The organism is Nocardiopsis sinuspersici (assembly GCF_001998325.1).
GTDB lineage: Bacteria > Actinomycetota > Actinomycetes > Streptosporangiales > Streptosporangiaceae > Nocardiopsis > Nocardiopsis sinuspersici.
In genome coordinates this window covers 2,407,667-2,427,620 of record NZ_MCOK01000001.1, presented here as the reverse complement: position 1 = coordinate 2,427,620, position 19,954 = coordinate 2,407,667, and the positions used below count along the sequence as shown (strand labels likewise).

The following is a 19,954-nucleotide window of genomic DNA, read 5'->3' as shown; positions in this document are numbered from 1 at the left end:
CGACCGGTCCCCGCCTCAGTCGGCGCGGGCGATGGCGATGGTCGCCCCGAGCCTGCTGCCCGCCTCGTAGAACATGTACTGCACGCCCCCGTCGGAGCCGAAGGAGGGCGCCGCGCTTCGCCCGGAGTCCGGAGGCCCGGCCATGGGGGTGTGCACCGTGCCCAGGTGCTCGCGCAGGCCGAAGTCGCGGCCCACCTCGGTGAGGCGGATGTCGCCCTGGCTGGTGTGGTAGGCGACGTAGGTGCTGCCCCCGCGCTCGACGAGGTGCGGACCGGACAGGTCGGACACCCCCACCTCGGCATGGCCGACGAGCGGGTCGGGGTCGAAGTCGAAGGTGACGCCGTCGGCCGACCAGCCCCAGCCGATGGAGCGGTGGTTGCCGGTGCTGTTGCGCATGAACACCATGACGTAGCGCGATCCCCGGTCGGGCAGCGGGTGTTCGAAGACCCGTGCGTAGGAGGCCTCCGTGGTGTCCGGGACCATCGCCGTGGTCAGCACGGTGCCCTCGTAGGCGAAGTGGATCCCGTCGCGCGAGCGGGCCAGCCGTGTGGTGGTGTTCTCACCGTGGAAGTACAGCCACATCTCGCGGTGCTCGGCGTTCCACATCACGTGGGGCGAGGAGACGTGGCTGACCCGGTAGTGGGGGTCCCACACGTTGGCCACGACCGGGTTGCCCGGGTACTCGGTGAAGGGTCCGTCGGGACTGTCGGCGTAGGCCAGGCAGACGCCGCCGGGGGCGTCGTGCGGGGCGTAGTAGAGCAGGAAGCGCCCGGGGGCGTCGGGCAGGCGGCCCACCGTTCCGCGCAGGCACGGGAAGATCAGCTCGCCCGTGGGGTTGTAGGCGAGCGACGCGGTGTCCAGCGCCTCGCGCAGGAAGGTGTAGGCCGGCAGGACGCCCGAGGCCCGTGCGGCGGCCGCCGGCGCCGGGGAGAGCAGGCCCGGAGCCAGCAGGGCTCCGGCGGTGGCCGCTCCGGCGCCCCGCAGGACCGTGCGGCGGTCGGGGGCGGTCCGGGCGCGGCGGGCGTGTGCGTCGGACATGACGATTCCCTTCCGGAGCGGGTCGGGGGGTGCTCCGAGGCCCGAAGTCTTCACCAGGGCTGATGCGCCAGTCAAGGTTCTAATACGTATTAACGAAACATTATGACCTCTACTGGAAATCTCTTGCTCACCCTCTTGACACACGACGTGCTGCGGCTCACAGTCATCAACTAATGCGCATTAGCACGGCGGCCAGGAGGAGCAACAGGTGACGGAAGCCAGAAGGGCGGGCGTGCGGCGCCGCCCGCGCCAGTCCGACATCGCACGGATGGCGGGGGTCTCCCAGGCCACGGTCTCGCTGATCCTGCGGGGAACCCCCGCGGGGATGGCCCTGGCCCGCGAGACCCGCCAGCGGGTGCTGCGGGCCGCCGAGGACCTGGGATACGTGCCCGACCCCGTGGCCACGCGGCTGGCCTCGGCCAGCAACGCGATGCTGGGGCTGTACACCTTCAGCACCACCTTCCCCACCGACGTGGCGCACTCCTACTACCCGATCCTGGTCGGGGTGGAGGAGGAGGCCGCGGCACAGGGGCAGGACCTGATCCTGTTCACCGGGTCGGCCCGCGCCGCGGCCCGGGCCGACGACCCCGCGGCGGTGCGGCGCGTGCGCGCCGCCGACGGCTGCCTGTTCTTCGGCCGCCACGTCCCCGACGAGCCCATCCGCCGCCTGGTCGAGGACGGGTTCCCCTTCGTCTACATCGGTCGCCGCGACGAGCCCGGCATCCCGTACGTGGGCGCCGACTACGTCTCGGCCTCTGCGCAGGTCGTGGCGAGACTGGCCGCACTGGGCCACCGCGAGATCCGCTACCTGCGTGAGCACGACCAGGCCCCGGCCTCGGCCGACCGCGAGGAGGGCGTGGTGCGCGGCGCCCGTACGTCGGGGATCGACCCCTCCCGCCTGGTCGTGCGCACCGACGGATCGGACCTGGACGACCTGCTGCGCCGCTGGCTGGAGGAGGGCGTCACCGCCGTCGTGGTCGAGCAGACCGACACCGGCGCGGCACTGGACGGACTGGGGGCGGCCGTGGACCGGGCCGGGCTGCGCTGTCCGCGCGACCTGTCCCTGGCCCTGCTCGGCGCGTCGACCGGTACCCGGGGGCACGCCCCGGGAGGGGGCGCGGCCTACGGCGGGTTCGACGTGCCCATGCGCGCGATGGGCCGCGACGCGGTCCGTCTGCTGCTGGAACTGATCGCGGGCGCCCACGGGGAACCTCCCCGGCGCCTGCTGCCCTGCGAGCCGGTGGAGGGCGGCACCGTCGCCGCACCCCGGACACGAGACACCTGAAAGGCCCAAGATGACCGAGACCAGCACAGAGATCCTCGTCGTCGGCGGGGGCCTGGGCGGGGTGGCCGCGGCCCTGGCCGCCGCCGACTCCGGGCGCCGCGTCGTACTGACCGAGGAGACCGACTGGATCGGCGGACAGCTCACCTCGCAGGCGGTGCCGCCCGACGAACACCCGTGGATCGAGCAGTTCGGCGCCACCGGGTCCTACCGGCGCCTGCGCGAGGGCATCCGCGACCACTACCGGCGCGCCTATCCGCTGCGTGCCGAGGCGGCGGCCTCGCCCACCCTCAACCCGGGGGCCGGCCGGGTCAGCAAGCTGTGCCACGAACCCCGGGTCGCCCTGGCGGTGCTGGAGGAGATGGTGGGCCCGCACCGCGCGGCCGGGCGCGTCACCGTGCTGCTGCGGCACCGGCCCGTGGAGGCCGTGACCGACGGCGACCGGGTGGCGGCCGTGGTCCTGGAGGACGAGGGGGGACGGCGCCACACCGTCAGGGCCGCCTACGTCCTGGACGCCACCGAGAGCGGCGACCTGCTGCCTATGGCGGGCATCGACCACGTCACCGGCGCCGAGGCGCGTTCGGAACACGGTGAGCCGCACGCCCCCGAGACGGCCGACCCGGCCAACCTCCAGGGCATCACCTACTGCTTCGCGGTCTCCCACCACGAGGGGGAGGACCACACCATCGAGCGCCCGGCCATGTACGACTTCTGGCGCTCCTACGAGCCCGACTTCTGGCCGGGTCCGCTGCTGGGCCTCACCGCTCCCGACCCGCGCACCCTCGAACCGGTGGGGCGCACCTTCGTCCCCAATCCCGGCACCGACCCCCTGGCCGTGGCGGCCGACCAGAGCGCCGACGCGGGGGACAAGGAACTGTGGGGGTTCCGGCGCATCCTGGCCCGGCGCATGCACCTGCCCGGCGCCTTCGACTCCGACATCACCCTGGCCAACTGGCCGCTCAACGACTACTGGCTCAGACCGGCCCTGGAGATCGAGGGAGCGGTGGACGCCGAGGCCGTTCGCCAGGCACACGAGGAGGCCCGCCAACTGTCCCTCTCGGTGCTGTACTGGCTGCAGACCGAGGCGCCCCGCCCCGACGGCGGCACCGGCTTCCCGGGGCTGCGGCCCCGGCCCGACGTCACCGGCGCCGAGCTGGGCCTGGCCAAGGCGGCCTACGTGCGCGAGTCACGCCGCATCCGCGCGGTCACCACCGTCACCGAGCACGACGTGTCCCTGGACCTGCTCGGCCCGCACGGCATCGTGCGCCGCCACGACTCGGTGGGTGTGGGCAGCTACCGCATCGACCTGCACCCCTCCACCGGCGGCGACAACTACGTCGACGTCGCCAGTGTCCCGTTCGAGATCCCGCTCGGGGCGCTGCTGCCCGAGCGCGAGACCAACCTGCTCCCCGCCGCCAAGAACATCGGCACCACCCACATCACCAACGGCTGCTTCCGGCTGCACCCCGTCGAGTGGAACATCGGCGAGGCCGCCGGGCGGCTGGCCGCCTTCGCCCTGGAGCACGGCACCACACCGCACGCCGTGCGCGCCAAGGACGAACTGCTGGAGGGCTTCACCTCCCTGCTGGACCGCACCGGCGTCGAGCGCCACTGGCCCGACGTCCGCGGCTACTGACCATCCCCATGGGGGTGGGCGGCCGAACCGTCCCGGCCCGCCCACCCCGACTCCCCACAGAAGGGGCGACATGAGCGACCCATCCCCATCCCCCACACCAGGACCCGTGCGCATCGGCATCGACGTCGGCGGGACCTTCACCGACGCCGTGGCCGTCAGCGCCACCACCTACGCCCTGCTCGGGCAGGTCAAGGTCCCCACCAGCCACGGCCACGCCGACGGGGTGGCCCACGGCATCATGACCGCGCTGGAGAGCCTGCTGGACGACATCGGCGTGAGCGCCGACGACGTCGGCTTCCTGGCCCACGGCACCACCCAGGCCACCAACGCCCTGCTGGAGGGCGACGTGGCCACCATCGGCGTCGTCGGCGTCGGCAGCGGCTACGACGCCTTCGCCACCGGGCGGCTGCGCTCCCTGGGAAAGCTGAGGCTGGACTCGGGCCACCCGCTTCCCGTGCGCTACGCCGCGCTGCGCGACCCCGAGCAGGAGGGGGCTGCGCTGGCCAGCGTCGACCGGGTACTCGCCGAGGGCGCCGAGGTCGTCGTCGCCGTCGAGCCCTTCAGCGTGGACGACCCCCGCGGCGAGCTGGCCGTACTGGACGCCGCCCGCACCCGCGGCGTACCCGTCACCGCCACCCACGAGATCACCCGGCTCTACGGGCTGGGCAAACGCGCGCGCACCGCCGCGCTCAACGCCGGGGTCATGCCCCGCATGCTCCAGACCGCCGACCTGGTCGAGCGCAGTATCCACAAGGCCGGGGTCACCGCACCGCTGATGGTGATGCGCTGCGACGGCGGCGTGATGTCGCTTCCCGAGATGCGCCACCGGCCCCTGCTGACGGTGCTCTCCGGACCCGCCGCGGGCGTGGCGGGAGCGCTCATGGGCGAGAGGGTCAGTGAGGGCGTGTTCCTGGAGACCGGCGGCACCTCCACCGACATCAGCGTCATCCGGCGCGGCCGAGTCCAGATCCGCCACGCCCGGCTGGGCGGCAAGGAGACCTACCTGTCGGCGCTGGACGTACGCACCGTCGGAGTCGGCGGCGGATCCCTGGTGCGCGTCGGCGGGGGAGAGGGGCCCGGACGGGCGGACCTGGTCGGTGTGGGCCCGCGCAGCGCCCACATCGCGGGCCTGCCCTACGCCTGCTTCGCCGATCCGGCCGAACTGGAGGGCGCCCGCCTGGTGCGGATCAGCCCCATGGTGTCCGACCCCGGCGACCATGCCGTCCTGGACACGGGGAAGCGGCGATTCGCCCTCACCGTGACCTGCGCGGCCAACGCCGCCGGGCTGGTCCCCGAGGGTGACTACGCCCGCGCCGACGCCCGCGCGGCCCGCGCCGCGCTGGCCCCGCTCGCCGAGGCCCTGGGCACGGGTGTGGAGGAGGCCGCCCGCGCGGTGCTGCACAAGGCCACCGAGCGCGTCGCCGAGGTGGTGGAGGAGCTGGTGGGCGACTACGGCCTGGACCGGCAGGTGTGCGCCCTGGTCGGCGGAGGCGGCGGCGCGGCCACCGTCACCCCCTATCTGGGGCGGCGCACCGGCCTGGAGGCACGCATCGCCGCGCACAGCGAGGTCATCAGTCCCCTGGGGGTGGCGCTGGCGCTGGTACGGGAGTCGGTGGAGCGCATCATCCCCGGCGCCACACACGCCGACGTGCTCGCGGTGCGCGCCGAGGCCGAGCAGGCGGTACTGAGCCAGGGCGCCGACCCGGCCGGGATCGAGGTGGACGTCACCGTGGACCCCCAGCGCAACCTCGTGGCGGCCGTGGCCACGGGAGCCACCGAACTGCGTACCAAGGACCGCACCGCCGGCGCCGACGACGAGGAGACCGCGCGTGCCGTCGCCGCCGACAGCCTGGGCGCCGACCCGGGTGAGCTGACCGAGTACGCCTCCACCGGCCAGTACCGGGTCCTCGGGCTGGTGCGCAGGCCCAGGGGGCCGCTGGGCCGCCTCGCCCGCGAACGCACCCATGTGCGGGTGGTCGACGCCGAGGGCGTGGTGCGCCTGCACAGCGCCGACGCCCGGGTGGACACGCTGGTGGCCTCCGAGGCCGAGGGACGGATCAAGGACCTGGTGGAGGAGCGCACCACCTACGGCGACGGCGGGGCCCTGCCCCCGGCCGTGTGGCTGCTGCTGGGTCCCAAGCTCGCCGACCTGTCGGGTGTGCTGGACCCCGGACACCTGGTCGCGCTCGCATCGGCGGAGGTCGCCAGGCGCGCCCCCGGCGAGCGGATCGTCGCGGTGATGGAGAAGCGCCGATGAGCGCGCCCACGACACTGGCCGAGCAGTACGCGCGCATCACACGCGCCCGCGACGAGGACCTGGCCGCAGACCTGCTCGCCCTGACACCCACGCACGAGGGCCGCGACCGCGACCGGTTGCGTGCCTGGGCCGCCGCCGCGCTGCGCTTCGGTGAGCGGATGGCCGACGAGGACGCCGGGGAGCCCGGGGACACCGCGGCCCCGGAGGTGTCGGAGAGGGCCACCGGCGGTCTGCGGCCCGGAGAGGTCCTGCTCGCCGAGTTCGTGCACCGCTCCGCCGGGGACCGGGTGGTCGTCTACACCGACGCCCTCGACTACGCCCGACGCGTCGCCCGCGCCGCCGGGTGGGGCCGCGACTACACGCGCGCGGCCCTGCGCGAGACCGCCCTGTCCCACGAGCACGCCCACAGGATGCTGTTGCACGGCGGACGAGGCCGTTCGCTGCTGCGCGAACTCGACCACGTCGTCCTGAGCCTGGGACCGCTGCGCCTGCGCGGACACGTGGTCGGCGCCGACGAGATCGCCGCGCACGCCTACGCCCGCCGCCGAGCGGGGCTGCGCCGCAGCCCCGTCGCGCTCACCGCGGCCATCGCCGCCACCCTTGCCCACCGGGGTCCGGAACCGGACCGGACGCCCCCGCGAACCTCCCCCGGAGAGTGCCCGTGACCGCCTTCGGAATCCTTCTCGCCATGGCGGTGGGCGTCGGCCTCATGCTGACGCGCCGTCTGCCCACTGCCTTCGCCCTCGTCCTGCTCTCCGTGGCGATCGCGCTCATCGCGGGCGCTCCGCTCACCGGCGAGGAGGGCAGCGTCCTCGGCACCGTCGTCCAGGAGGGTGCCCCGCGCCTGGCCGCGACCATGGTCGCCATCCTCCTGGGGAGCTGGTTGGGCACACTGATGTCGGAGGCCGGGATCGCCTCCACCCTCGTGCGCAAGATCGTGGAGTTCGGCGGCGAGCGGCCCTCCCTGGTCGCGATCGGCGTCTTCGTCGTCGCGATCCTGTGCGGCAGCATCACCGGGTCGGCTCCCGCGGCGATGCTCGCCGGTGTGGTGGGCATCCCCGCGATGATCGCGGTCGGGGTCACCCCCACCGTTGCCGCGGGGACGGTGCTGGTGGGCATCGCCGCCGGACTGCCCCTGGAGCTGATCAACTGGCAGTTCCTGTCCGACGCCATCGGCGTGCCGGTCTCCACCGTCCAGCACTTCCAACTGCGCATGTTCCCGATCGCGCTGGCGGGCGGGCTGGCCTACATCCTCGTCGAGATGCGCCGCAAGGGCGCCCGGCACACCTGGGCGGTGCGGGTCCCGGCGGGCTCGGGCGCAGGGGGAGAGGAGACCGGTGACAAGGGGGCCGGTGCTCCCCCGAACCGCCGTGAGCGGGCCGCGGAGCGGCGCAGGCGTCGCGGGGACGCTCCCTGGTACGCGCTCGCCACCCCGCTGGTGCCGATCGTCCTGGCGCTGGGACTGGAGGTTCCCATCGTGCCCTCACTGCTGGCGGGGGTGGTCTTCGCACTGGTGACCGCCGTGCCGTGGCGGGAGGCGTCCTCCACCGCGCTACGCACGCTCTACCGGGCCTTCGACGTGGCGGCACCGCCCATCGTGCTGTTCATCGCGATCGGCATGCTGCTGGCCGCGGTGAACCTGCCCGGGGCCGTCTCGGCGCTCACACCGGTGGTCACCGCGATCAGCCCGAGCAATCCGTGGCTGTTCGTGCTGGTCTTCGCCGTGCTGGTGCCGCTGGCCCTGTACCGGGGGCCGATGAACATCTTCGGGCTCGGCGCCGGGGTGGCCGGTGTGCTGATCTCCGGGGGCATCTATCCGGCTCCCGCGGTCCTGGGACTGATGGCCTCCTACGGGCAGGTGCTGGGGGTGTCGGACCCCACCAGTACGCAGACCGTGTGGAGTTCGCAGTACGCCGGTGTGCGCCCGGAGAGGTCGATGCTGTCCACGATTCCCTACACCTGGGCGGTCGCCGTCGCGGGACTGGTACTGACGGTGTTCCTCTACCTGCTCTGAGTCCCGTGCCGGGTCTTCGAGGGTGTGGCGGGGGTTCCTCACGAGGACCCCCGCCACACCGGTTCGGGGACCGCGGCCGGCCGCCCCGGTTGCGGCTCACGAGGGCGGGAACATCGCCCGGACGGTGAGGGGGCCGCCCGCGTGGCCCAGCCAGTCCCAGTACATCGACAGCGACTCGACCAGGCGCAGGCCGTGGCCGCCGATCCGCAGGGGGTCGGCGGGGTCGGTGACGCGGGGGAAGTCGATGTCGTGCCCCGGTCGGGGCCCGTTGTCGGTGACGCGGAGTTCGAGGTGCAGGCGGGTGCGGAGGAGTTCCACGCGGACGGTTCCGCCGGTGCCGCCGCTGGCGGAGTGGCGTTGGGCGTTGGTGACCAGTTCGGAGGCGGCCAGGCTGATCCGGTCGGCCAGTCCGGGCCTGGCGCGGCTGGACCGGGCGGCCCAGCGGCGGGCGACGGCCACGTGGCGGGGGTCGGAGCCGAGCAGGATGCCCGCCGTGGTGGGGCTGGGGCACAGACGCCGTGGAAGTGCGGGGAGCCGGGCGCTAGACTGCATTTGTCTCACCTTCTGTGCTTTCTGGTTCGGGTGGGGCTGCGCCTCGGAACCGCTGGACTCGGTCCCGAGGCGCTTTTCTTGCGATGGAATTGCGTGCGTTCCATCCCTAACCTCGCAAAAGGGATAAAGGTGAAGTGGCTGTTCCGCTGTGGCTGCGGAACGGCCCGATCCACCCGTACCCCTGGGGGTCCCTGGCCGACGTGGATGGAGCATTCCGGTCCAAGGGGCGGGTGAGCGTTCGCTCTTCCAGGCACAACTATGCACAAGTGCAGGCCAGCGGTCTATGGAAACATCGCAACTGTTCTTTCTGGGATTTGTGGGTGGTGCTGAGTTGCGTTTTGTTGTTGAATGTTTCCATGGTCGAAGGTGCTCGGAGCAAGTGGATGCCTTTTGGTAAAGAGGTTCGAAGGCTCCGTGGTGAACTGGGTCTTTCCCTGTCCGAAGTCGGTAGGAGGCTTGGAGTCACCGGCTCCATGGTGGGCGCGATTGAGCGGGCTGCACGTGTCCCAAGGCGCGGTCATGTGGACAAGTTGGATGCTCTCTATGCAACCAACGGCGAGCTGCTTCGCTTTTGGAAGGACACCCTTCAGGAGGGTCGCGTCCATGAGGACTTCCGTGATGCTCTGGCGCTGGAGAAGAAAGCCGGACATATCAGGGAATATCAGTCGATTCTATTCCCCGGTCTGGTCCAGACCCCTGAATATGCTCGTGCGCTCATCCGCGCCCGAAGTCCGCAAGCGAGCACGGAGGAGGTCGAGGAGCTTGTCAGGGCTCGTGTGTCCCGGCTGGAGGATCTCAGGCGGACGACTCTCTGGTTCATCGTTGACGAAGTCGTCATGCGCCGTCCCATTGGATCGGTGGATGTGTTGGCCGACCAGCTCGACTGGATAGCGAACCTGGTTCAGCGCGGCAGCATCCGGATCCAGGCGCTGCCTTTGGAAGGCAACCCGGGACTGTGCGCACCGTTTCGCCTGGTCACTCTGAACAAGCACAGGATGGTGCTCTACGCCGAGCACGTTGTCGGGGGCGAGATCCTGGAAAAGCCCGAGCTTGTCAGCGAGACGTTGACCCTCTTCAGCGCAATGCAGGCCGAAGCACTATCGTCCCAAGCGACGCTTGAGCTGATCACACAAGTCAAGAAGGAGCTCCAGGCATGACCGACTGGCACAAGTCCAGCTACAGCGACGGCCGCGGTGGGAACTGTGTCGAAGTCGCCGAAGGAGCGATCACTGGTGTGCGTGACTCCCAGAACCGGAAGCTTGGCCACCTCGACGTCCCCGCCGTCGAGTGGACCGCCCTGGTCAGCGCCGTGCGCGGTCAGTAGCACCCCCGCGTACACAACCGGCCCTTCACCATTTCCCCTCCCTCCTGGTGAGGGGCCGGTTCGCGTGGTCGTCGGTGCGCGGTCCTAGGGTGCCTGCATGGGAAGTCGAATTCAGGTGATCGCCATCGACGCGATCGACATCAAGACCGTGGCCGCGTTCTGGAGCCGGGTGCTGGACTGGCCCATCGTGGAGGAGGTCGAGGACGGGATCAGCCTCGCACCGGCCGACGGGGCGACCCCCGAAATCGAGGTGTTCTCCGTGCCCGAGCGCAAGACCGTCAAGAACCGCCTGCACCTGGACCTGCGCGTCACGGGCGGGCTGACGGTCGCCCAGGAAGTGGAGCGGCTGCTGGGACTGGGCGCGGTGAAGGTGGACGTGGGCCAGCCCCAGGACGCCGGTTGGACGGTGCTGGCCGATCCCGAGGGCAACGAGTTCTGCCTCCTGCACGGGCGCGACGACACCCCCTGACCGCCCACTGGCCGCCCTCTGGCCCGCCGTTCCTCCCGAGGCCCGCGTCCCCTCACCCGCTCTCCGCCACCCGTCTCTCCTCCGCCACCGCGCCGTGGTACCTGCCGATGGGAAGCATGAGCGGTTTCCCCGACGTGGGATCGGTGATGATCTCGCTGCGGAGCCCGAACACGATCCGCACCGTTTCGGGAGTGAGCACCTGCTCTGGCGTGCCCGCCGCGTGGAGCCGGCCGGACGCGAGCGCGACGAGGTGGTCGGCGTACCGCGCGGCGAGGTTGAGGTCGTGCAGGACCATCACGATCGTCGTCCCGAGCGAGCGGTTGAGGTCGGTGAGCAGGTCGAGGACCTCGACCTGGTGGCTGACGTCGAGGAAGGTGGTCGGCTCGTCGAGCAGGAGCAGGTCGGTGCGCTGGGCCAGGGCCATGGCGATCCAGACGCGCTGGCGCTGCCCCCCGGAGAGCTCGTCGACGGGCCTGTCGGCGAGGCCGACCGTCCGCGTCACCTCCAGGGCGGCGGCCACGGCCTCGTCGTCCTCCCTGCTCCACCGGGAGAGCATCCTCTGGTGGGGGTGGCGCCCCCGCCCGACGAGGTCGCTCACGGTGATGCCCTCCGGAGCGATCGGTGACTGCGGAAGCAGGCCGAGCGTGCGCGCGACCTCCTTCGGCGGAAGGCGGTGGACCTCCTTGCCGTCGAGGAGCACGTGCCCGCCCCGGGGCGCGAGCAGCCGCGACATCGAGCGGAGCAGGGTGGACTTGCCGCACGCGTTGGCGCCGACGATCGCGGTGATCCGCCCGGGCGGGACGGCGAGGTCGAGGGACTCGATGACGACGTGGTCCTTGTAGCCGAGCGTCAGTTCCTCGACGAGGAGCGAATGGGCCGTGGTCACAGGGAGCCTCCCACGCGGTTGGTGCGGACGATCAGGTAGACGAGGTAGGGCGCGCCGAGCACACCGGTGACGACCCCGACCGGGTAGCGGGTCCCGAAGGCGAACTGCGCGCACAGGTCGGCGGTCAGGACCAGCAGCGCCCCGACCAGCGCGGAGGGCACGAGCAGGGAGCCGTTCGGCCCGACGAGGCGCGCCGCGATCGGGCCCGAGAGGAAGGCGACGAAGGCGATCGGCCCCGCCGCGGCGGTCGCGAAGGCGATGAGCCCCACCGCCCCGACGATCGCGACGAGCCGGGTGCGGTCCACGCGCACGCCGAGGGCCGACGCGGTGTCGTCGCCCAGTTGGAGCGTGGCGAGGTTGCCCGCCTGGTACAGGAGCACGGGGGTGAGCACGAGCAGCGCGACGACGACCGGGACGGCCTTGTCCCAGGTGGCGCCGTTGAGGCTGCCGGTCAGCCAGCGCATCGCCTCCTGGAGGTCCCACTCGGCGGCCTGGTCCAGGATGTAGGCGGTGACGCTCTCGAGCATGGCCGCGATGCCGATGCCGATCAGGATGAGGCGCGTCCCGGCGACCCCGTCCTTGAAGGACAGCACGTACACGGCCAGGGCCACCAGCAGGCCGACGGCGATCGCGAAGACCGACACCCCGGTCTCGCCGAGCGAGAGCACCACGATCGCGAACGTCGCCGCCGCGCTCGCCCCCGCGCTGATGCCGATGATGTCCGGGCTGGCGAGGGGGTTGCGCAGCATGGTCTGGAACGTGACGCCGGAGAGCCCGAAGCACAGCCCCGCCACCACCGCGAGCGCGGCCCGCGGCAGCCGGAGCCGTCCGACGGTGAACGAGGCGCCGGGCACGTCCTGTCCCAGGATCACCCGCACGACGTCGCCGGGCGGGTAGAAGGTCCGTCCGACCATCAGGGTCAGGGCGAACACGAGGACGATCGAGACGGCGAGGACGGCGATCACGGTGCGCCGCCGGTGCGCGCGGCGCACCCGGCCGCGGGTGACCATCTCGACGGTGGAGGCGCTCACGGTGTCGACGGTGGAGGTGCTCACAGTGCACGGACCTTCTGACGGCGGACGATGTGGATGAAGAACGGGGCGCCGATCAGCGCGGTCACGATCCCCACGTCGATCTCCCCGGGGCGCGCCACGACGCGGCCGACCACGTCCGCCGCGGTCAGGAGGGCGGCGCCGCCCAGCGCCGAGAACGGGATCAGCCACCGGTGGTCGACACCCACGAGCAACCGGCACATGTGCGGGACGACGAGGCCGACGAAACCGATCGGCCCGGTGACGGCGGTGGTCGCACCGCACAGCACGACCGCGCCGAGGAAGGCCGCCCCGCGTGCGACCGCGACACGCTCACCCAGGCCCGCGGCGAGGTCGTCGCCCAGGGCGAGGAGGTTGAGCGCCCGCGCCGACAGCAGGCAGACGGCGAGCCCGGCCGTGAGGAAGGGGAGTGCCTGCGTGATGCTGTCGAACGTCCCGCCGCCCACGCCGCCGATCTGCCAGGACCGGACCCCGTCGGCGATGTCGTTGCGCGGGAGCACGACGGCGCTGATGAACGACGCCAGGGCGGCGGAGACCGCCGCGCCGGCGAGGGCGAGCTTGAGCGGTGTCGCCCCGCCCCGCCCCAGGGAGCCGACCGTGTAGACGAACACCATGGTGAGGCCCGCGCCGGTGATCGCCACCCAGATGAAACTGGTCGCGGACGCCAGGCCGAAGTAGGCGATACCCGTGACGACGGCGAGCGAGGCCCCCATGTTCACGCCCAGGATGCCCGGGTCGGCCAGCGGGTTGCGCGTCACGCCCTGCATGACCGCTCCCGCCACGCCCAGTGCGGCACCGGCGAGGACGGCCAGCAGCGTCCGGGGGATCCGTTTGGCGACCGCCGCCTGGTCGAAGCCCTCGGCGGAGCCGCCGAGCGCCGCAGCGACGGCGGACCAGGGCACGTCGCGGGAGCCGACGGCGACCGAGGCGAACATGAGCGCGCCCAGCGCGCCCAGTACGACGAGCAGCCAGAGGGTCCTGCCGCGCCTCGGGCGCCGCACGGCTGCGGCGCCCGAGACGGCGGGGGAGGTCGTCGTCACCGCTACGCCTTGTCGGCGGCTTCGGCGAGGAGCGACAGGTAGTCGTCCAGGACCCACGAGATCGACAGCGGGGTCGGGTTCGCGGCCGTGCCGAGGGGGCTGCTCCCGGGGAGGCCGACGATCGCGCCGTTCTCCACCGCGGGCATCTGCGACAGCAGCGGGTCGCCCTCCAGGGCGCTCACGAGCTCCTCGCCGCCGTAGGTGACGATGATGTCGACGTCGTCGAACGCGTCCGCCTGCTCGGCGCTCTGGCTCAGGGAGAACCGGTCGGTGCTCTCCGAGGCGGTCGCGATGCTCTCCGGTGTCGTCAGTCCCAGGTCCTCGAAGAACATGGCCCGGGTGTCGTGCGTGGTGTAGAAGCTGACCTCGCTCAGGTCAGTGGTGTCCACGTGCGTCAGGAACATCGCCGAGCCGCCCTCGATCTGCGGGTACTCCGCGACCGAGTCCTCGATGTCCTTTTCGAGGGAGGCGATGAGCTCCTCTCCCTCGTCCGCCATGCCCAGGGCCTGGCTGTTCAACCGGATCATCTCCCGCCAGGGCGTTCCCCAGGCGGTCTCGGGGTAGGCGACGACGGGAGCGATCTCGCTCAGCGTGTCGTAGTCCTCCTGGGTCAGCCCGGAGTAGGCGGCGAGGATCACGTCCGGCCGGGTGTCCGCGACCGCCTCGAAGTCGATCCCGTCCGTCTCGTCGAACAGCACCGGTGTCTCCGCGTCCAGTTCGCCGAGCTTCTCCTCGACCCACGGGAGCACGCCGTCGCCGTTGTCGTCACCGAAGTTGGCGGCGGCCATACCGACCGGCACGACGCCCAGGGCCAGCGGGACCTCGTGGTTGGCCCAGTTCACCGTCGCGACCCGCTCGGGCTCGGACTCGATGGTCGTCGTGCCGAGGGCGTGCTCGATGGTGACGGGGGTCCAGTCTCCGGTGCCGCCGTCCCCGCCGGAGGAGTCGCCGGAGGAGTCGGCGGAGGACGAGGAGCAGGCGGCGAGCCCGGCGGTGAGCAGCGCGGCCGTGCCGAGCGCGGCCAGCCTTGAAACGCGGGACATGGTTTCCTTCCCATTGCGGCCGTGTGGCCTCAGCCATGGCGGTGCCATGGTCCGGCTCCCGTACCGCCCCGGGCGCACACGGGGGCGTGCGCCCCGGAGGGGAGCGGTCGGGCGGAGGGCGTGGAGGGGACGCACACGTCGACCCGGCCGCGGCGGTGCCGAGAGATTAGGTTTGCCTAACCGAATTTAGGGTGTCCTTGGTGAGTTCGCAATCACGTAGATGTGACACCTTTTGTAGCGAAACGGACAAACCTGGTTCGGTGGGTCGGCCCGGGGCCCGACACGGCGCCTACTGGATCTCCGAGCGGAACCGTCCCGGACTCAACCCCGTGATCCGTCGGAAGGCCGCGCCGAACGCGCTCGCGGAGTGGTAGCCCACGCATGCGGCGACCTCGTCGATCTCCTCCTCCCGCGCGAGCATCGCGACCGCGTGCTGCATACGCGCGGTGGCCAGCCACTGGCTGAACCCGAGGCCGGTCTCGGAACGGAACGCCCGTGTGATGGTGCGTGTGCTCACGCCGAGGCGCGCCGCCCACACGGCCAGGGTGGTGGCGTCGGCGGGGTCCTCGCGCACGGCGGCGGCGATGGGGGCCAGCAGCGGCGACTCGGGTATGCGCAGGATCAGCTCGTGCCGGGCGGGGGTGAGGAGGTCGAGCACCATCGCCTCCGTCCGCGAACGCGCGTCCCGGGTGAGGTCGTCGGCGTCGAGCCGGTCGAGCAGGAGGCGCAGGAGCGGCGTGACCTCCATCGCCACGGGCCCGTCGGAGATCGGCGGCACCGCGTGGACGCCGAACTGTGCGGCGCGGTGCCACGTTCCCGCGGGCGTCCAGCCGGAGTGGCGCGTACCTGCGGGGAGCCACAGGCCGACCGCCGGGGTGATCGTCCAGACCCGCGCGCCGATCGTCGCCGAGGACGCGCCCCGCTGGTTCCAGAGCAGCTCGTGCGTCGGATGCGAGTGCTCCTCCCAGAACGTGTCCCGGGGGATGATCTCGGCACTGCCCCTGACGACGAACGGCACGTCGATCTCACCGGCGGCGTAGAGGGGGAGCCTGCGGCTGTCGACCGCGCCGTCCCGCGACGGCCCGGCGGCGCGCGGCCCGGCCGCCGGACCCGGTCGGATGTCTGGTGTGGGCACGTCAGCCAGGTTATGCGCTGGTGGGAGGCCGTGGCCGGGGCGGCCTGACGGTGCGCGGCCCCAGGGTGCGGGCGGGGAGGGCCGCATTCGGATGGTCGGCGTCGACGCGACCGGCGTCAAGGCCGCGGCCGCGTTCCGGAGCCGGCCGCCAGCGCCCACCCGGCCACCACGCGAGGACCCGGCCCTGTCCGTCCGCCGTCGCGCCCCATTGACATCCAACTAGTTGGTTGGTTTCATGGTGCTGCCCTCGTGTCGGGGCCGGAGCTCCTGAGCCACGAGATGTACTCCGGTCCCTCTCGACACGTCGCGAAAAGGGATGAGGACCATGGCAACACGAACGCGTACGGCCGGGTCCGCGAGGACGCGGTCCCCGGTGGCCGGAGTCCTCGCCATGGCGCTCGCCGCCGTGCTCGGCTCCTCGATCTGGGCCTACGCCGCCGGGGAGAGCGAACCGGGGCCGGGCCCGACCGACCATGCGCTGGACATCACTGAGGAGGACGGTATGGACGAGACGGTGGCCGCGGCGGACGAGAACGGCGGAGGCGGTGTGCGGTCCGCACGGCTGGAGGAAGCGGGGCTGGCCGTTCCCTCCGGCTGGCACGAGGCCGGTGTCCGCACCGGGAGCCACGACGGCGAGAAGGTGACGGTCACGCGCTACCAGCCCACGGAGGAGGTCCGGCTCGGAGGACCGCACGTCTCCGTCGTCAGGGGGGAGGACGGCCGCGTCGTCGGATACACCGCCCTGGACCCGGACGCGCACAACGACCCGCGGGACCTGCCGGGCGCGGAGCAGGCGCGCCAGGCCGCCTACAGCTGGCTGGGGCGGACCGACGACGACTACCTCCGGGGTCTGACCGAGCAGTGGGTGGACCGCCATGACGAGACGGTCGTGGACGAGGACGGGCGCGAGCACGTCATTCCCGGTGTCAAGGTCAAGACCCGTCACGAGGACGGACGCTACGCGTGGGTCATCGTCGGGGCCGACTCACGGGTGGTGACCTTCGAGCGGGACGTCACCTGGGACACGGCGGCCCGGCGGCGCGCCACGCAGATGTGGCTGCACGACACCTGGATCGCCGCGCTGGAGGGCGGCGGCGAACAGCCGCCTCCGCCTGCCGCCCTCGCCGACGGCGCAGCGTGAGCGAGCAGGGTGGCCGGCGGTCCTGACCAGCCCTCTCACGGGGTCGGGATCGCCGACACGGTCAGAGGGCTCCGTCCGTGCCGGTGTCGGGCACGGACGGAGCCGTTTCCGTGGCGTTTCGCACGAAGGCGATGATGTGGTCCCGCAGGCGTGCCTGGGCCTCGTCCTCGTGGATGTCCGGGCCCACGATCAGCCGGGCGAGCTGGGGAACGATCTGCGGCCACGCCGCCAGGCCGATGAGGCTCAGCAGCAGGTGCCGCGTGTCGCGTGAGAGCGGCGTGCCGGTCCGCTCGGCGAGGGAGGAGAGCTTCGCCTCGTACAGGGCGGTCCGGTCCTCCTCGTTCGGAAGCGGTTTCTCGCCGTAGTGCAGGGACTCCCACAGCAGGAGCCTGAGCAGTTCGGGCTTCGTCCTGTGGTAGTCGAACACGCGCGCCACGTAGGCGGCCGGGTCCGTGCCGTCGTCGAGGGCCACGACCTGGGAGAGCTCGTCCAGGGCGTCGCTCACCACGTGCTGGAAGAGCTGTTCCTTGTCGCCGAAGTTCGCGTAGAGGCGCTGTTTGTTGACTCCGGCCCGCTCGGCGATGCGGTCCACGCGCGCTCCCGCGATCCCGTACGCGGCGAACTCCGTCCGTGCGGCCCTGAGCAGGAGTGCGCGAGTTATTTCCGTCCTCTTTGTCATCACGTCAGGATAATACGGTACCAACCAGTTGGTTGCACTGGGTCCCGGGATGATTCCATATTGTAATGTGTGAGGCAGGATACATGGCCGGATCCGGCCTGGGGTAAAAGGATTCCCCTGTTGACAACCAACTGGTTGGTCTAGATATTGGAGGCATGACATCGACACAACACCGGGGCGTCGCGAGAGAGGCCCCGGCTTCTTCACGCCTGTCATTTGTGACGACCATCGCGGGGCTCTCACTCGCCGGAATTCTGGTGGTCGGCCAGCTCTACACCGTCATTCCGCTCTTCTCCCTCATGGCCGGCGACTGGGGGAGTAGCCCCACGGCGGTCGCCTGGACGGCCACCGCCTTCGCGATCGCCTACGCCGTCGGCTTCCTGTTCGCCGGGCCGGCCGCCGACCGGTTCGGGCCCCGTCGCACGATCGTCGTGGGCCTCGCGGCCACCGCCGTGGTCACCATCGCGTTCCCCCTCGTGTCATCGCTGGCGGCGGCGCTCGTCCTGCGTGTGGTCCAGGGGCTCGTGGCCGCGGCCTTCGCTCCCTCGGCCTTCGCCTACATCGCCACCCGGATCGACCCGCACCGGCGTGTCGCCGCCATCACCTGGCTGACCAGCTCCTTCCTCGCCGCGGCGGTTCTGGGGCAACTCGCGGCCCAGGCCATCGGCCAGGCGGCGGGCTGGGAGCCGGTCTTCCTGGCCGGCGGTGTCGCACTCGCCCTGGGCTCGGTCGGGTTGCGCCTGGTCCTGCGCGCGGACGAGGCCGACGGCCGGGCGACCGTGGCCGATGCTTTCGCGGCCATGGCCGGGCTTTTGGGCAACAGGAGGCTCCTGCTGCTCTACGGGACGACGCTGATGGTCCTCCTGGGCTTCGTCGGCGTCTACAGCGGCCTACAGGTCGCGGGTCCTCCGTCGCTCGCGGGCAACGACGGAGCCCTGCTGATCCTGCGTGCCAGCGGACTCCCGGCGATGCTGGCCATCCCGCTGATCACCCCGTGGCTGGCGCGGACCGCGCCGGAGCGGCGGGTCGCCATCGCGCTCGGCGTCGCGGCCCTGCTGTCGGTCGTGACGGGGTTCCTCACCGATGGTGCGGCCATCGGCGTGTGCCTCTTCGTCTTCGTCGCCGGCATCGCGGTGGCGGCACCCGGCCTCGTCCAGGCCATCGGCGCGCAGGCGGGGGCGGCGCGCGGTGCCGCCGTCGCGCTCTACACCTTCTTCCTCTTCGTCGGTGCGGGGCTCGGGCCGCAGTTGGCCACGGCCCTCGCCGGGTTCGGCTTCCCCGCGGTGTCGCTGGCCGCCGCGGGAATCCTCGGAGCCGGGGCGCTGCTCGCTCTGGGGGCGGCGACCCGCGTGCGGCCCTGAGCGCCGGGCCCGGTCACGGTCGGCGCCGCCCCGCGAGCGCACGTGGCCGGTCCCGGCAGGCCCCACCTCCTTCCCCTTTCCTTCCTCCCCCTTTTCTCCCTCCTCCCGGACCGTCCCCGCCCCAGACGGTTTCCCGCTGCGTTCTCCCCGCTGTTCTCCGAACGAACGCTCTTGGCTTCGACCAAGAATTCTCGTGTACGAAGAATATTCACCCCTCGGATATACGCAGATACCAGAAAGGCTTGTGCAATGTCTGACAAGACTGCTACATCGATTTGTGTCGTGGGAGACCGTTTCGCTGGATTCGCGGTGCATGAACGGGTCCAGGCCCTCTCCTCGTTCGTGGGCGGCCTCAGGGCGGGGGTCTACGACGACATCCGGGGCCCGCTCGTCCTTCGGGGCGGGCAGGGCATCGGCGGATACGAGTGGGACTACATCCGCGGTGCGCTCAGACGCCGCGGCCTGGAGGAGCGCGTCGTCCTCCACGACCGTCCGCCCGTCCTCGCCGAGCGTGCGGAGGCGCACAAGCACCGCGAGGAGAACGTGCTGATCGCCGACCTCGGACGCCATGACGACCAGGTCTTCCACGCGGCCCTGCGCCTGCACGGGGACAACGAGCTGCTGCTCGACCACCAGACGGGCCAGCACACCCAGGGCATGGTCGTGGTCGAGGCGGCGCGCCAGATGTTCCTCGCCGTCACCGAGCGGTACTACACGCACCGCTGGCCCGAACGCCGCTACTACTTCGTGATCAACTCCCTGGCCACCACGTTCGAGAACTTCCTCTTCCCGGTCGACGCGCGCATCCGCTACCTCATCCAGTCCGCCGAGCTGTCCGACCCCGGGCGGTTGGAGTTCACCGCACGTGTGGACATCGAGCAGGGCGGTCGGCGCTCGGCGCGCTGTGAGGTCGCCTTCACCGCCTTCGACACCGCCGTGCTGGAGGCGGTCGAGTACCGCCGTGCCGGACGGGCCATCGACCACGTGCTCGCGGACACGGACGTACGGGAGGCGGAACATGCCGCCTCGTCCCTGGTGTGAGCCC

At 71.7% G+C, this 19,954-nt stretch carries 19 protein-coding genes; 11 read left to right on the top strand and 8 right to left on the bottom strand.

Annotation, left to right across the window (positions count from 1 at the left end):
• Positions 1-15 precede the first annotated feature (15 nt).
• The gene (locus tag NOSIN_RS10470; RefSeq protein WP_077690552.1) at positions 16-1,038 is read right to left on the bottom strand and encodes a glycoside hydrolase family protein; all 1,023 of its coding nucleotides are present in this window, start codon (positions 1,036-1,038) and stop codon (positions 16-18) included.
• A gap of 208 nt (positions 1,039-1,246) precedes the next feature.
• On the opposite strand from NOSIN_RS10470, the gene NOSIN_RS10465 reads away from it, so the two are divergent.
• The 5 genes from NOSIN_RS10465 (at position 1,247) to NOSIN_RS10445 (ending at position 8,227) form a co-directional block, all read left to right on the top strand.
• Positions 1,247-2,323, top strand: a complete 1,077-nt coding sequence (locus tag NOSIN_RS10465) for a LacI family DNA-binding transcriptional regulator (RefSeq protein ID WP_077690551.1) — start codon at positions 1,247-1,249, stop codon at positions 2,321-2,323.
• Between the two features lie 10 nt (positions 2,324-2,333).
• On the top strand, positions 2,334-3,956 hold the full coding sequence (locus NOSIN_RS10460; protein WP_077690550.1) for an FAD-dependent oxidoreductase: 1,623 nt from the start codon (positions 2,334-2,336) through the stop codon (positions 3,954-3,956).
• Positions 3,957-4,026: 70 nt separating this feature from the next.
• Positions 4,027-6,213, top strand: a complete 2,187-nt coding sequence (locus NOSIN_RS10455) for a hydantoinase/oxoprolinase family protein (RefSeq protein WP_171986576.1) — start codon at positions 4,027-4,029, stop codon at positions 6,211-6,213.
• Positions 6,210-6,878: a hypothetical protein gene (locus NOSIN_RS10450; RefSeq protein WP_077690548.1), complete on the top strand. Its 669-nt coding sequence runs from the start codon at positions 6,210-6,212 to the stop codon at positions 6,876-6,878. Before NOSIN_RS10455 ends, NOSIN_RS10450 begins: the two co-directional genes overlap by 4 nt.
• Positions 6,875-8,227 carry a transporter gene (locus NOSIN_RS10445; protein WP_077690547.1) on the top strand — a complete coding sequence of 451 codons (1,353 nt, stop codon included), beginning with the start codon at positions 6,875-6,877 and terminating at the stop codon, positions 8,225-8,227. Before NOSIN_RS10450 ends, NOSIN_RS10445 begins: the two co-directional genes overlap by 4 nt.
• Before the next feature lie 96 nt (positions 8,228-8,323).
• Here the strand turns inward: NOSIN_RS10445 and NOSIN_RS10440 are convergent, their stop codons facing one another.
• On the bottom strand, positions 8,324-8,779 hold the full coding sequence (locus NOSIN_RS10440) for an ATP-binding protein (protein WP_077690546.1): 456 nt from the start codon (positions 8,777-8,779) through the stop codon (positions 8,324-8,326).
• Positions 8,780-9,009: 230 nt separating this feature from the next.
• Here NOSIN_RS10440 and NOSIN_RS10435 point away from each other — a divergent pair, with 230 nt between their 5' ends.
• The 3 genes from NOSIN_RS10435 (at position 9,010) to NOSIN_RS10425 (ending at position 10,572) form a co-directional block, all read left to right on the top strand.
• Positions 9,010-9,936, top strand: coding sequence for a helix-turn-helix domain-containing protein (locus tag NOSIN_RS10435; protein ID WP_143832909.1), 927 nt, complete (start codon positions 9,010-9,012; stop codon positions 9,934-9,936).
• The gene (locus tag NOSIN_RS10430; RefSeq protein ID WP_077690544.1) at positions 9,933-10,103 is read left to right on the top strand and encodes a DUF397 domain-containing protein; all 171 of its coding nucleotides are present in this window, start codon (positions 9,933-9,935) and stop codon (positions 10,101-10,103) included. Before NOSIN_RS10435 ends, NOSIN_RS10430 begins: the two co-directional genes overlap by 4 nt.
• Positions 10,104-10,200: 97 nt before the next feature.
• Positions 10,201-10,572 (top strand): VOC family protein, encoded by a 372-nt coding sequence (locus NOSIN_RS10425; protein ID WP_170293710.1) that lies wholly within the window; start codon positions 10,201-10,203, stop codon positions 10,570-10,572.
• Between the two features lie 52 nt (positions 10,573-10,624).
• Here NOSIN_RS10425 and NOSIN_RS10420 read toward each other — a convergent pair whose 3' ends face one another.
• The 5 genes from NOSIN_RS10420 to NOSIN_RS10400 form a co-directional block, all read right to left on the bottom strand.
• Entirely contained in the window at positions 10,625-11,458 is an 834-nt protein-coding gene (locus NOSIN_RS10420) for an ABC transporter ATP-binding protein (RefSeq protein WP_077690542.1), read from the bottom strand.
• Positions 11,455-12,489, bottom strand: a complete 1,035-nt coding sequence (locus NOSIN_RS10415; protein WP_077693530.1) for a FecCD family ABC transporter permease — start codon at positions 12,487-12,489, stop codon at positions 11,455-11,457. Before NOSIN_RS10415 ends, NOSIN_RS10420 begins: the two co-directional genes overlap by 4 nt.
• 20 nt (positions 12,490-12,509) lie before the next feature.
• On the bottom strand, positions 12,510-13,550 hold the full coding sequence (locus NOSIN_RS10410) for a FecCD family ABC transporter permease (RefSeq protein WP_077690541.1): 1,041 nt from the start codon (positions 13,548-13,550) through the stop codon (positions 12,510-12,512).
• 2 nt (positions 13,551-13,552) lie between these two features.
• Positions 13,553-14,593, bottom strand: a complete 1,041-nt coding sequence (locus tag NOSIN_RS10405) for an iron-siderophore ABC transporter substrate-binding protein (protein ID WP_077690540.1) — start codon at positions 14,591-14,593, stop codon at positions 13,553-13,555.
• 289 nt (positions 14,594-14,882) lie between these two features.
• Positions 14,883-15,728, bottom strand: a complete 846-nt coding sequence (locus tag NOSIN_RS10400; protein ID WP_236743343.1) for a helix-turn-helix domain-containing protein — start codon at positions 15,726-15,728, stop codon at positions 14,883-14,885.
• A gap of 325 nt (positions 15,729-16,053) precedes the next feature.
• Between NOSIN_RS10400 and NOSIN_RS10395 the strand changes: the two genes are divergently transcribed.
• On the top strand, positions 16,054-16,869 hold the full coding sequence (locus NOSIN_RS10395) for a hypothetical protein (RefSeq protein ID WP_227014843.1): 816 nt from the start codon (positions 16,054-16,056) through the stop codon (positions 16,867-16,869).
• A gap of 61 nt (positions 16,870-16,930) precedes the next feature.
• Here NOSIN_RS10395 and NOSIN_RS10390 read toward each other — a convergent pair whose 3' ends face one another.
• A complete protein-coding gene (locus NOSIN_RS10390; RefSeq protein ID WP_077690538.1) occupies positions 16,931-17,548 on the bottom strand; it encodes a TetR/AcrR family transcriptional regulator in 618 nt (205 codons plus the stop codon).
• Between the two features lie 218 nt (positions 17,549-17,766).
• On the opposite strand from NOSIN_RS10390, the gene NOSIN_RS10385 reads away from it, so the two are divergent.
• Positions 17,767-18,909 (top strand): MFS transporter, encoded by a 1,143-nt coding sequence (locus NOSIN_RS10385; RefSeq protein ID WP_236743342.1) that lies wholly within the window; start codon positions 17,767-17,769, stop codon positions 18,907-18,909.
• Positions 18,910-19,218: 309 nt separating this feature from the next.
• Entirely contained in the window at positions 19,219-19,950 is a 732-nt protein-coding gene (locus tag NOSIN_RS10380) for an AfsA-related hotdog domain-containing protein (RefSeq protein WP_170293709.1), read from the top strand.
• The last annotated feature ends 4 nt before the right edge of the window (positions 19,951-19,954 follow it).

Excerpts from the sequence above, each read along its gene's own strand:
- NOSIN_RS10470 (WP_077690552.1), bottom strand. The coding sequence starts at position 1,038 with ATGTCCGACGCACACGCCCGCCGCGCCCGGACCGCCCCCGACCGCCGC.
- NOSIN_RS10460 (WP_077690550.1), top strand. The coding sequence starts at position 2,334 with ATGACCGAGACCAGCACAGAGATCCTCGTCGTCGGCGGGGGCCTGGGC.
- NOSIN_RS10455 (WP_171986576.1), top strand. The coding sequence starts at position 4,027 with ATGAGCGACCCATCCCCATCCCCCACACCAGGACCCGTGCGCATCGGC.
- NOSIN_RS10450 (WP_077690548.1), top strand. The coding sequence starts at position 6,210 with ATGAGCGCGCCCACGACACTGGCCGAGCAGTACGCGCGCATCACACGC.
- NOSIN_RS10440 (WP_077690546.1), bottom strand. The coding sequence starts at position 8,779 with ATGCAGTCTAGCGCCCGGCTCCCCGCACTTCCACGGCGTCTGTGCCCC.
- NOSIN_RS10430 (WP_077690544.1), top strand. The coding sequence starts at position 9,933 with ATGACCGACTGGCACAAGTCCAGCTACAGCGACGGCCGCGGTGGGAAC.
- NOSIN_RS10425 (WP_170293710.1), top strand. The coding sequence starts at position 10,201 with ATGGGAAGTCGAATTCAGGTGATCGCCATCGACGCGATCGACATCAAG.
- NOSIN_RS10405 (WP_077690540.1), bottom strand. The coding sequence starts at position 14,593 with ATGTCCCGCGTTTCAAGGCTGGCCGCGCTCGGCACGGCCGCGCTGCTC.
- NOSIN_RS10395 (WP_227014843.1), top strand. The coding sequence starts at position 16,054 with ATGGCAACACGAACGCGTACGGCCGGGTCCGCGAGGACGCGGTCCCCG.
- NOSIN_RS10390 (WP_077690538.1), bottom strand. The coding sequence starts at position 17,548 with ATGACAAAGAGGACGGAAATAACTCGCGCACTCCTGCTCAGGGCCGCA.